Annotated in this window: 16 protein-coding genes; 12 read left to right on the top strand and 4 right to left on the bottom strand. The window is 36.5% G+C overall.

What is annotated here, in order from left to right; all coding sequences use genetic code 11:
• The 4 genes from WBG45_RS01440 to WBG45_RS01425 all read left to right on the top strand — a co-directional run.
• Positions 1–801, top strand: an 801-nt coding sequence (locus WBG45_RS01440; protein WP_424412015.1) for a spore germination protein, incomplete at its 5' end; no start/stop codon positions are given.
• 22 nt (positions 802–823) lie between these two features.
• Positions 824–2,011 (top strand): Ger(x)C family spore germination protein, encoded by a 1,188-nt coding sequence (locus tag WBG45_RS01435; RefSeq protein WP_424412014.1) that lies wholly within the window; start codon positions 824–826, stop codon positions 2,009–2,011.
• A 6-nt stretch (positions 2,012–2,017) separates the two neighbouring features.
• Positions 2,018–2,251: a hypothetical protein gene (locus WBG45_RS01430; protein ID WP_424412013.1), complete on the top strand. Its 234-nt coding sequence runs from the start codon at positions 2,018–2,020 to the stop codon at positions 2,249–2,251.
• A 170-nt stretch (positions 2,252–2,421) separates the two neighbouring features.
• The gene (locus tag WBG45_RS01425) at positions 2,422–2,838 is read left to right on the top strand and encodes a GNAT family N-acetyltransferase (protein WP_424412012.1); all 417 of its coding nucleotides are present in this window, start codon (positions 2,422–2,424) and stop codon (positions 2,836–2,838) included.
• A 35-nt stretch (positions 2,839–2,873) separates the two neighbouring features.
• Here WBG45_RS01425 and WBG45_RS01420 read toward each other — a convergent pair whose 3' ends face one another.
• From WBG45_RS01420 to WBG45_RS01410, 3 genes are all read right to left on the bottom strand, one after another.
• On the bottom strand, positions 2,874–3,059 hold the full coding sequence (locus WBG45_RS01420; protein WP_424412011.1) for a hypothetical protein: 186 nt from the start codon (positions 3,057–3,059) through the stop codon (positions 2,874–2,876).
• A 29-nt stretch (positions 3,060–3,088) separates the two neighbouring features.
• Positions 3,089–3,280 (bottom strand): YfhD family protein, encoded by a 192-nt coding sequence (locus tag WBG45_RS01415; RefSeq protein WP_424412010.1) that lies wholly within the window; start codon positions 3,278–3,280, stop codon positions 3,089–3,091.
• 92 nt (positions 3,281–3,372) lie between these two features.
• Positions 3,373–3,681, bottom strand: a complete 309-nt coding sequence (locus tag WBG45_RS01410) for a YciI family protein (RefSeq protein ID WP_424412009.1) — start codon at positions 3,679–3,681, stop codon at positions 3,373–3,375.
• A gap of 222 nt (positions 3,682–3,903) precedes the next feature.
• On the opposite strand from WBG45_RS01410, the gene WBG45_RS01405 reads away from it, so the two are divergent.
• Genes WBG45_RS01405 through WBG45_RS01390 form a run of 4 tightly spaced genes read left to right on the top strand, consistent with a single transcriptional unit; the run spans position 3,904 to position 7,240 of the window.
• Complete coding sequence (locus WBG45_RS01405) at positions 3,904–5,010, top strand: hypothetical protein (RefSeq protein WP_424412008.1); 1,107 nt, start codon at positions 3,904–3,906, stop codon at positions 5,008–5,010.
• Positions 5,011–5,060: 50 nt separating this feature from the next.
• The gene (locus WBG45_RS01400) at positions 5,061–5,207 is read left to right on the top strand and encodes a hypothetical protein (RefSeq protein ID WP_424412007.1); all 147 of its coding nucleotides are present in this window, start codon (positions 5,061–5,063) and stop codon (positions 5,205–5,207) included.
• Positions 5,200–6,567, top strand: coding sequence for an arsenic transporter (locus tag WBG45_RS01395; RefSeq protein ID WP_424412006.1), 1,368 nt, complete (start codon positions 5,200–5,202; stop codon positions 6,565–6,567). Before WBG45_RS01400 ends, WBG45_RS01395 begins: the two co-directional genes overlap by 8 nt.
• 16 nt (positions 6,568–6,583) lie before the next feature.
• Complete coding sequence (locus WBG45_RS01390) at positions 6,584–7,240, top strand: hypothetical protein (protein ID WP_424412005.1); 657 nt, start codon at positions 6,584–6,586, stop codon at positions 7,238–7,240.
• Between the two features lie 103 nt (positions 7,241–7,343).
• Here the strand turns inward: WBG45_RS01390 and WBG45_RS01385 are convergent, their stop codons facing one another.
• On the bottom strand, positions 7,344–7,529 hold the full coding sequence (locus tag WBG45_RS01385; protein WP_424412004.1) for a YfhD family protein: 186 nt from the start codon (positions 7,527–7,529) through the stop codon (positions 7,344–7,346).
• A 318-nt stretch (positions 7,530–7,847) separates the two neighbouring features.
• Between WBG45_RS01385 and WBG45_RS01380 the strand changes: the two genes are divergently transcribed.
• The 4 genes from WBG45_RS01380 to WBG45_RS01365 all read left to right on the top strand — a co-directional run bounded on the left by WBG45_RS01380 (position 7,848) and on the right by WBG45_RS01365 (position 11,186).
• Entirely contained in the window at positions 7,848–8,801 is a 954-nt protein-coding gene (locus WBG45_RS01380) for a TRM11 family SAM-dependent methyltransferase (protein ID WP_424412003.1), read from the top strand.
• Between the two features lie 91 nt (positions 8,802–8,892).
• On the top strand, positions 8,893–9,345 hold the full coding sequence (locus WBG45_RS01375) for an N-acetyltransferase family protein (RefSeq protein WP_424412002.1): 453 nt from the start codon (positions 8,893–8,895) through the stop codon (positions 9,343–9,345).
• 39 nt (positions 9,346–9,384) lie between these two features.
• The gene (locus WBG45_RS01370) at positions 9,385–9,780 is read left to right on the top strand and encodes a DUF1761 domain-containing protein (protein WP_424412001.1); all 396 of its coding nucleotides are present in this window, start codon (positions 9,385–9,387) and stop codon (positions 9,778–9,780) included.
• 275 nt (positions 9,781–10,055) lie between these two features.
• Entirely contained in the window at positions 10,056–11,186 is a 1,131-nt protein-coding gene (locus WBG45_RS01365; protein WP_424412016.1) for an MFS transporter, read from the top strand.
• The last annotated feature ends 92 nt before the right edge of the window (positions 11,187–11,278 follow it).

Genomic DNA, 11,278 nt, shown 5'->3' with positions numbered 1-11,278 from the left:
GAACGTCCAGATGCTGTTGCAGCGGCACTTTTAGATGGGCGCATAGCCATCTTGGTAGATGGGACTCCCTTTGTTCTAATCGTTCCTTCATTATTTATTCAATTCTTTCAATCACCAGAAGATTATTATCAACGTTCATATATAGCAAGTTTAGTTAGATTTTTACGTTTTGTAGCTTACGGGATTGCTTTGCTCGCGCCTGCTATATTTATTGCCCTGACTACCTATCACCAAGAAATGATTCCGACCGCACTCTTGATGAATTTAGCACATCAGCGAGAAGGGGTGCCATTTCCAGCATTTGTTGAAACCATACTTGTGGAGATTACCTTTGAAATTTTGCGAGAAGCAGGACTAAGAATGCCGAGGTCCATTGGTCCAACGATGGCAATCGTCGGGGCTTTTGTTTTAGGATCGGCATCAGTGGAAGCAGGAATGATTACAGCTGCAACGGTAATTGTAGTTTCTATAACAGCCATTTGCAGTTATGTATCTCCTTTATATGACATTTCTATTGCAGTTAGGATATTGCGTTTTATTTTTATCGGACTCGCAGCTTCTTTTGGATTATTTGGGATTATCGTGGGGTTAATGGCGATGATTCTTCATTTATGTAGTTTACGTTCTTTTGGGATTCCGTATATGTCTCCATTGGCTCCTTTTAACCTTGCGGATCAAAAGGATACGCTATTTCGCTTTCCAGAATGGAAAATGTTTACGCGTCCTCGTTTAATTAATCAACAAAATGTGGTCAAAGAGCAAGCTCCTGACTCTGCCAAGCCAGAGCCAAATAAAAATTAAACGACGGAAGAAGACGAGATCTATGAAAAAAAGAATCTTGATACTATTAATTGTCAGTTTAGTTCTTACAGGGTGTTGGGATAAAAGGGAATTAGACGAACTTGCCATTACCATGGCAATAGGGGTAGATGAATCAGATGTTGGATACCTAGTGACAGCACAAGTCGTTGTCCCTTTAGAGGTATCCATTAAAGGGAACACAGGGAATTCACCGATAACGCTCTATCAAGCAGAGGGGGAAACAATCTTTGAGGCCATTCGAAAGTTGGCAAAGATAGTGCCTCGAGAAATTTATCCAGGACATCTTCGAATGTTAGTGATTAGTGAGGCTGTAGCTGAAAAAGGAATTGGGGAAATAGTAGATTTTTTTTCGAGAAATTGGGAAATGAGATCTGATTTCTATGTTGTAGTTGCCAAAGAAATGAATGCAGAGGAAATATTAAATATATCATCAGCGATTGAAACCATCCCTGCAAATAGCATGTTTAACATGTTAAATGTGGCACAAGAAACGTGGTCTTCTACTAGAGGTATTCACATAAATGATTTGATTTCAGATATTGGAAGTGATGGGAAGGAAGCAGTTGTAACGGGGATTGAAGTAATTGGAGATGAGGAATTAGGCTCAAGTAAAAAAAATCTGGAAACGATTACCCCCAAAGCAAGATTACGCTTGGTGGACTTAGGCGTCTTTAAAGAAGATAAACTTGTGGGATGGTTAACGGAGGAAGAAAGCATTGGGTACAACACGGTTACAAACCAAGTGAAAAGTTCGGTTACAACACTATCTTGCCCGGAGGGAGGAACAATGGCTATAGAACTGATTAGAGCTAATTCAGAGATAAAAGCCAAGATTATAAATGGAACTCCTGAAGTTGAGGTGAAAATTAAAACAGAAGGAAATATTGCAGAAGTAGATTGTCAGATAGATTTAATGAAAGCCGAAAACATTACTATGTTAGAAAAACTCTATTCAGAAAAAGTGAAAGAGGTTATGCAAAACTCTATCACCACTTTACAAAAAGATTTTAATGCAGATATTTTTGGTTTCGGTGAAGCTGTTCATCGGGCTGACGCTAAAGTTTGGAAAAAGCTTAAACAGAATTGGGATCAAGAATTTTCCGAATTACCAGTGAATGTTAAAGTAGATGCAAAAATTACTCAGTTTGGTGTAATTGTTAATCCAATCAAAATAAAAGAAAAGGAATAATGGAGCATGATAAAAAGCTTAGGCATTCTTCTCGTTGCAGGTACAATTTGTCTGTTTGAAGTACCGCCTCTATTAAAAAAACAACAAAAAAAAGAACTTCTTGTTTTTAGTATACTTCTCCTTTTCGGAGTAGCGTTGAGTATATTTTTTACCGTAAGCAAATCTATTCCAAATCCATTAGACTATATTACGTTTATATTTAAGCCCTTAAGCGAAGTGATTTCAGGGTTTTTGAAATAAAGGAGTCCTACCCGTAAACTGTTTTTTGTTAAACTGGTGTAAAAGGATGAAAATAGTTGTTCCATTACAAAAAATTATCCGTAGAAGATTTACAAGATGATTTCCTATCGACGTTTAATCGCTATCAAGAAACTCATCAAGTTTTAGTGAAATAGCAAGACCACCTAATCGTGAAGAAGGATTCTTTTGTGGACGACTGGGATCATGAAAAGAAGTCAGCAGTGGTTCACTCATTGAGGTACTGTATACAAGCTGGAGATAGCGTCATTGGTGTTTATCGTGAACGTGAGCTAATTGCGTTCGCAAACGTGGAGAACGAGAAATTTGGCACTTATAGCGACTATGTTGAACTTCCATATATTCACGTCTCACGCGAAGTACGAGGAAGCGGGATAGGAAAAAAGCTATTTGAAATTTGTTGTGAAGAAGCAAAGCTTTTAGGTGCCAAAAAATTGTACGTAGCAGCCCATCCATCTGTCGAAACGCAACACTTCTATAAAAAAATGGGTTGTACGTTAGCAAGTGAAATCAACACTGTAATATTTAATAAAGAAACGTTGGATCTGCAGATGGAGTACCCATTGTAAAAAAACAGCCACCTTACTAAAAAGGTGGCTGTTTTCTATTGTAAATCTTTTCCTTGTTTTTTTGAGTTGGGTTTTAGAACTTCTTCAAATGATTGACGAGGTCGTTGTTCATTTAAAGTTTCATCTTCAAATTTATTATCGAGCCACACTTGAACCCCATTAACACTCACAATAATGTTGCTAGGATCGGAAAACAGTTCTTTTTCACGATTCAGGCTCAAAGTCTTCACTCCAATGGGTAACAGCTAGTTTATTTATTGTTTTTATTGCGTTGGTTTGATGCTTTTGCTTTGCCATCATTGTTTAGATTTTTGTTGATTAACTCTGTGAATTCACGAGAAAACTCTTCTCTTGCTTTTCCAGGAGACGTTTTCATCGCTTTTGGTGTTTGGGGTAATGAATTTTTCTTGTTACTTGATGAATTATTATTGCCTTTTCCCATATGTTCGCCTTCTTTCCAAAGTATTTGTTCTTAAAAAGTATGGCTTTAAAAAGGTACTTTCATGTAACGAATACTGAGGAATATATTTCATTTTATTTTCTTAATAATGCAACTCGATAAGGGAATATTGTTGCTGTCATAATGCCTTCTTTAACTGCTGGATCCTCTTCCATTAACGCAATTGCTTCTTCCTCAGAATTGACTTCCAAAATAACAATTCCAAAACCAAATGAATCCATATTTAATGTTCTTCCTGCAAGAATCAACTTGCCTTGCTGTTCCAACCCTTGTAACACCTCAAAATGGTGTTGGACAATATTATTTTCTTTATCTGTCCAATTATTTTCATCTAATAGTGTAGGAATTAATTTAAGTTGGTATAAAAACTGTAGTTTGTCCACGATTTAACCTCCAAATATTGTTATCAGTATGATCTAACAATAGTGCAAAACTAATATTTGGACAAATTCTTATGAATAAAAATTGATTTATATACCTATGCATTTATTATTTGAAAGACATATACATAACCATACTTAACAAAATAATTTGCCATGTTCAAAAGTAAGATGGCATTCTATTCGATTGAGAAATAAATCTATAAGGAGAAAGGTGAAAACAGTATGAGAGATGAGTATTTGTCTTCTTTAATTGGAAGAGCAGTTCAAGTTTACAAGGGTGGACCGGATTCAAATGTAGGCGTTTTACTGAATGTCAATTCAGATTACTTAACATTGCAAAAAGAAGACGGAGAAATTATTTATTACAAAACAGAACACATTAAAAGTATTCGTGAAGATTCTCAAATACGATTTAATTCTGTGTTAAAAGTATATGACGCTAATAATTTATTTAAGGCTGATACGTTTAGTGAACTAGCCGTTAACTTTAAAGATCAAACAGTTCGAATCAATGGCAAAGGTCCAGAATCTAAGCTTGGCACTCTGTTAGATGTAAGAGATGACTTCTTTGTGCTTTCAACAGATGCCGATGGACTAATATTCTATAAAGAACATCACGTTAAAAGCTTAAGCCATTCAATTCCTGCAGCTTCTAATGATGCAGAAGAAGTTGAGGAAGTGGTTAAAGTAAAAGGTGGAAGTTCTTCAATTGCCGATGAAGAAGCTTTAGAAGAAGTGAATAAATTTGCTGAAATGTATAATCAGATTGCTGCAGATACAACGAATGACTTACTTTCAAACCTTAAATATTCTTGGGTAAAAATTAACAGAAAAGGTCCGGAAAGTATCGAAGGTATGTTGGTAGAGGCTAATGAAGACTATTTAGTATTAGTAGTTAATAATGAGATTTTTAGAATTTCAACATTCCATGTGAAAAATTTCAGCGTAAATCCAACTAAAACAGAAGACCAAGAAAGTGAACAAACAACAGAGCAGGGTACAACTGATCAAGGTACAACTGAAGAAACCACAAACGAAACTAGGTCGGAAGAACAAACTACAAATGTCGTTGAAAGACTAAGTGCTGGTCAATTAGCAACATCAAATCGATCGCATGCCAAGAGAAGAAGAAGGAATAAATCAAAGAAACAAGCAACTACCACAGCATCTGAAACGCCCGATAAAAAAAAAGAGGAAAGACAAATAACTGAACAAGCAACACCGGTAAACACAACAACACCTCTCCCTACCAACACCGTTACTCGAAGAAGAAGAAAAGGTTTTAAAGCGAAAAACCCAAGAGAAGAATATAAAAAGAAAAGAACGTAAGGGTTTGAGGAAGCGATAAACCACCTATTCCGATAGAAAGGAGGGAGGAAATGATCATTTTTTCTTTGATTATGTTTTCGGGAGTAATGTTTTATCAACTATTAACGCCGTCAAGAGAAGTGAGTGTCACGCCAATTGACAGCACTAAAAAGAAAAAATTGAAATTCCGTTTTAATGGGGTTAACTCAAATGCATGATAACCTAATTATTTATACTTTTACGATATTTGCACTCACGACACTCTTTATTATGTGGAGACCTCGGGGAATTAATGAGTCTATACCAGCCATCAGTGGAGCAATACTTTTATTTGTAGCAGGTGTTGTTCCATTTTATGATATTCAACAAATTTTTAAACTAGTAAGCGGACCTTCCATAACCATTATCTCAACAATTGTTATGTGTATTGTCTTAGAAAGTATTGGCGTCTTTAGATGGGCAGCCGTAAATATTGTCAATAGAGCAAAGGGTTCGGGAATTAAATTATTCCTCTATATCATGATACTTTGCTTTTTAATGACGATATTTTTTAATAATGACGGAAGCATACTCATCACTACTCCAATTATTATCCACATTGTTACCATGCTCCATTTAAAACCACACCAGAAACTCCCATATTTATTTGCGGGCGTGTTTATTGCCACCTCAGCCAGTTTACCAATTGGTGTGAGCAATATTGCTAACCTAATCGGATTGAAAATGGTAGGTTTAGATTTAATATCTTACACCCATTTTGCCTTCGTTCCCTCAATGATTGGCGTCATTACGCTCAGCCTACTTTTATATCTCGTTTTTAAGAAAGATATCCCTCAGAAAATTGCCACGTTTAATGATTCTTCTATCGAATTTTTGATTTCAAATCAAACTCCAGGAGCTCATTCACATCCCTTGTCAGGAACACGACAAAAGCCAGAAATAATCAATTGGTCGTTGTTTAGAGTGTGCATCATTATTGTAGTATTAATAAGAGGTAGTTATTTTATATTGCCAGCATACGGAATTCCAATTGAATGGATTGCCATTGCGGGAGCTGTAATTTTAGTCGTAATTAGATGGATCAGTTTGAAAGTTGGCGTCCTCGATGTTGTGAAGAAAGCACCTTGGCATATTTTGGTTTTTGCTTTTGGGATGTATGTCACGGTCTATGCATTAAATAACACGGGAATTACGGCGTTTTTTATTGAATTATTTGAAGGTCCGATGAAAGAGAATTTAGTATTCGCTAGTTTTATTACAGGCATTCTTGTCACCGTGCTATCGAATTTAATGAATAATTTGCCTTCTGTTATGCTAGGCACTTTAATCATTACAGATATGGGATTGGATTTACAAACGCTCCAAGTATCTTATATTGCGATTATTATTGGGAGCGATATCGGGGCTTTACTATCGCCACTTGGTACCTTGGCCACATTATTATGGATGTTTGTATTAAGAAAAAATGGAATCCGAATTACTTGGGCGACATATTTTAAAGTTGCTTTACTGGTGATCCCGGTAACACTTTTAGTCACATTAATCGCCTTTAATTTATGGCTTCTATTGATTTTGTAAGTAAGGAGTTGACTAAATGAATAGCCTTAGTTCATATACAGGAAAAATAATAGAGGTTGAGTTATCCTCCAAGAAAAATATCACAGGAAAACTTATTGAAGTGGGATCAGATATTATCGTTCTCTTCAACGGCAAACATTTCGTTTACTTGCCCTTGCAACATATTCACTGTATTAGAAAAGGTGAATCAACGGATACTGATTTTACCAGTAAGGATTCATCACCTATCTTAAAAGGTGATAATCAACTGTCATTCAGAAAAATAGTAACTAATGCATCTGGAATATTTGTCGAGTTAGTATTATCTGGAAATCATGTTGTGTATGGCTACATTAAACAAATACAAGATGACTATGTTGTCTTAGATTCACCGGCATTTAAAGTCATAATCTTACCAATGGCTCATGTTAATTGTTTAATCCCCTACCTCAATCAAACCCCGTATCAAATTAATGCAGAGAAACAACCAGTGACGTCTGAAGGGTCATTCGCTCAAACATTTCATGAGCAATTGAAAGTGTACCAAGGAAGGATGGCCATTTTTGATTTAGGTAAAAATCCACAGAAAGTTGGGTTGCTAACAAAAGTGGAAGACAGTTTAGTGGAATTAGTAACAGGAAATGGACAAATACTCCATTTGAATATTGCTCATCTCAAATCACTCCATGGATAAAGCCTGTAGTATTAGACAACTGTTATATGAGAAAAGAAGAAGCAAGAACCTAAGAGGTCACCTGCTTCTTCTTTTTGGTGTTATGGATAAATTAAAATAGTCTTTATTTATAGCGTCGGTAATTTGGTTTATTTTTGTTTTCCTCTGGTTGTATATTTTTATTATTTGTTTCCGTTAATTCACGTGAAAATTCGTCTCGGCCATTGTCAGTGCGCGTCTTTTCGGTTTTTGGTGTTTGTGTTTTAGAATTTTTGTTGTTGTTTGATGACTTTTGATTGTTTTTTTCCATGATTAGAATCCCCTTTCAAAATGTCGGTCGTCATTTAGTATGGATAGTAAAAGCGATATTCAAACATGTTTTAGTTACAAATTATTGTTCCGAAAACCAGTTTATTTTTAAACCCATGCCACCATTCACCGATATTTTTTGCTGAACCAATGAAATTTATCCATAGATAGGATGGTCACGATTTGGCTTATATGTGAATAAAGTCTTTAATCTGAATGAAAATAATCATGGATTTCCGTTACGAGCACTCACCAATTGTTATACTAACAAGTAGCAGCTCATTATTAAATGAAGAGCATGAAAAAGGATGGGAATGACATGAATCAATTACCTCAAACAGGTGAGTTTATTTATACATACGCTTATACTCCAGATGAAGAATCTCTGTGTCATCTTGAAATGCGTTCATTTTTTGGAAAGGATACTCATGCAAAAATACTCAAAAGTTCAATAGACATTAATTCAAGTAGAAGTCCTTTTATGAAAGAGCGGATCGAAGTAGTATTTGACGGCGATGAGCTTGCGGATATTTTAAAACAAGTGGAAGTAGTAAAGATGAATGACGCCACTTTTAAAGTGATTTTTGTAAAAATTAACGATTTGGCATCCACAGAAAAAATAGACTACCAACAAAAACGTGATATTGAACGAGAGATTGGCATGATTATTGAAGGGGGAGCTGACGTTCATCATCCTGATGTCACTTTTGGATTAGTGCCGTTTGATGGTCGTTGGTATTTCGGGAAATATGTGAAAAGTGAAGCAGTATGGTTACGTCATCTAAAAAAACCTAGGGAATATTCGACTGCACTTAGTACACGTGTCGCTCGAGCAGTTGCAAATATTGCTATCCCAAATCCTAAGGGCGTCAAAGCAATAGACCCATGTTGCGGGATTGGTACAGTATTGGTTGAAGCTCTTTCAATGGGAATTGATATAGTAGGCCGTGATATTAACCCGCTCGTTGTGTTAGGATCGCGTGAAAATATTGCGCATTTTGGATTGACAGGAGATGTAGACCTCGGTCCAATCGCGGACGTCACTGAAAATTACGATGCCACAATAATTGATATGCCATACAATCTTTACACACATGCAACTCCAGAAGATCAACTTTCAATTCTCAAGAGTGCACGACCTTTTTCGAAAAAGTTAGTTGTGGTCACGATTGATAATATCGACCACATGATTAAAGAAGCTGGGTTTAACATAATAGATAGATGTGTTGCGAAAAAAGGAATCTTCTCGAGAGAAATCCTGGTGTGTGAGTAATCTTAAAATAGAAGAGTGGTCGTTGGTTATTAGCATATCCAATTGATTAAATATGAAACAGGTGATGACAGTGGGGAAAAGTAGAATCACGATGACATGTAAACTTGAAGAACAACTCTTTTCCGCTACCTATTTACTCAAATCTATTACACAACAAGACATTACCAAAGTAGCCGCTACGATGTTAGAAGCTTATGAAGGTACGGTAGATCAACAGGAAGAAACGTTGCAAGAAGCCATTCTTGAAGTAGAAAAGATAATAAATGATGGATATGGTCCGTTTATCGCAGAAGCTTCTTACTGGATTGAAATGAACGACGAAGCTGCTGCAGTGATATGCATCAATCTGTGGAACAAAAAACCATTAATCACGGAAATCTATACAGGTAAAAAGTTTCTTCATCAAGGAATGGCAAGTACGTTAATTAGAGCGAGCATGGATAGGCTAACTCGCATGGGTTATGATGAATTGGCTCTAAATGTAACTGCAGAAAATTCGAATGCCTTACAATTATATGAGAAATTAGGTTTTGTGCAGGAGTAATGCTTTAACAATAGAACTAATTAGAACAGGGGGATGTATATGTTAATAGAATGGAATGAATTGAATATTATTGCCATTATCGTTGGTGGTTTATTGTATATGGTGTATGGGGGTATTTACTACTCGATGAGACTTGGGGGAGATAAACATCCTGAGAAGAAGCACAATGAAGTAGAAGGCCCAATAAAGTATATTTTTTCTGTGGTCGTGGCATTTATTAGCTCATTTATTATGGCTGTTTTTGTACATGCTACAGGGTCTGAAGGAATTGGAGCAGGTATGCTCGTAGGACTTATGGTTGGTCTCGTTATTACTCTTGTGTACATGAAGAATAGATTGTTTGGTCTGATGACGAATCAATCATTCATGATTGCAGTTGGTGATCATCTAGTTATCTTTACGTTGCTTGGTGCCTTGCACGGATTGATGTTGTAAATAAGAAATGGAGCATCTTCTCGCTAGTGAGAAGATGCTTTTTCCGGTCATATGTAGGTTGTCAGTCGTCTTGTTCATGGTTTTCGACCAGTTGAATGTAGTTTCTGCTCATTCGTGCTGGATTTTCGACCACTTGACGGGAGTTTCCGCACAACTTTTCTTGGTATCCGCCCATTCTAATGTACTTTCCGCCCATGCGCGTATTTTTTGGTTATTTTTCAAATTCTACTATCTGAAATTGCTCTGTTAAGAAAGAAGGAATCCCTTTGATTTTTATGTATATTCTACTGGTTGTGGCATTTATCGATATGTTTTCACAGCTACCCGTAATTGCGCCTTTCGCAACTAGTCTCGGAGCATCGCCGATAATAGTAGGCTCTGTAATCGCAGTATATTCGTTTTCCAATATGTTAGGCAATGTGTTGTCGGGAATTTGGGTAGATAAGTTTGGGTCAAAGCGTATATTGGCTAGCAGTTTGATTCTAGCTGGTGGTCTCGTTTTCTTATATACATATGTGGCTAACCCGACCCAACTGTTAGCCGTAAGGTTTTTCCATGGATTTGCTGCTGGTTTTATCGTCCCTGCCGCTTTCGCCGCAATTGGACGAAATGATGATTCAGAATCGAATGGCAAAAAGATGTCTCATTCTGGAGCTGCTATCGGAATGGCCGCGATAATTGGTCCTGCAATGGGAGCCATCATTAGCAGTAGATTCGGCATTGAATGGTTATTCTATAACATTTCTGCCGCCTTGATTTTGATTGGTATTATTTCTCTGGCTTTAATTAAATCAAAACCACGCGGAATAAAGAAGGCGAACATAAAAGAAGATGCGGGATTTTCATTTATCAAGAATCCTGATATACAATTTGCTTACATTGCTATTTTTCTACTGCTTCTTATGCAAGGCTTACTTACGTATGCCATGCCTTTGAAAGTGGAAGAACTTAATTTAGCGGAAGAAATGACCGGCATTTTCTTAAGTGTATTTGGCATTGTGGCTATTATCTTCTTTGTCCTGCCATCTAATCGGATTTTTGATCGAGTCAATAATCGGAAGTTGATGTTTAGTGGATTGTTCACCATTGCTTTATCAATTTTCGCTTTGGGTCTTTCAACTTCTTCAAGTGCTCTATTAATTTCTATGATTTTTTATGGGATTGGCTTCGCCTTATTGTTCCCTTCCACGAGTGCTACCATTATGAAGGGTACTAACTCGCAAAATAGAGGGAAAGCTTTTGGCATTTATTATGCATGTTTTTCATTAGGAGTCATTTTGGGGTCGTTTATTGCTGGAATACTAGGAACATCTCCAACACTCATCTTCACTGTAGGAGCCGCACTTGTTTTTATTAGTAGTATCCTGATGTTTTTGAAAAGGAAACACATACTAAATAAAAGCTGAAAAGTATTCTCAAGGGGTAAGTTGGGTCAAATTTCTGTCCATCATGGTATGCTAATCACAGAAACCAAGTACATTGAAACAGAAGGAGTGAT

The sequence above is a fragment of the Paenisporosarcina sp. genome, assembly GCF_049671445.1.
Classification (GTDB): Bacteria; Bacillota; Bacilli; order Bacillales_A; family Planococcaceae; genus Paenisporosarcina.
This window is presented reverse-complemented; position numbering and strand designations above follow the sequence as displayed.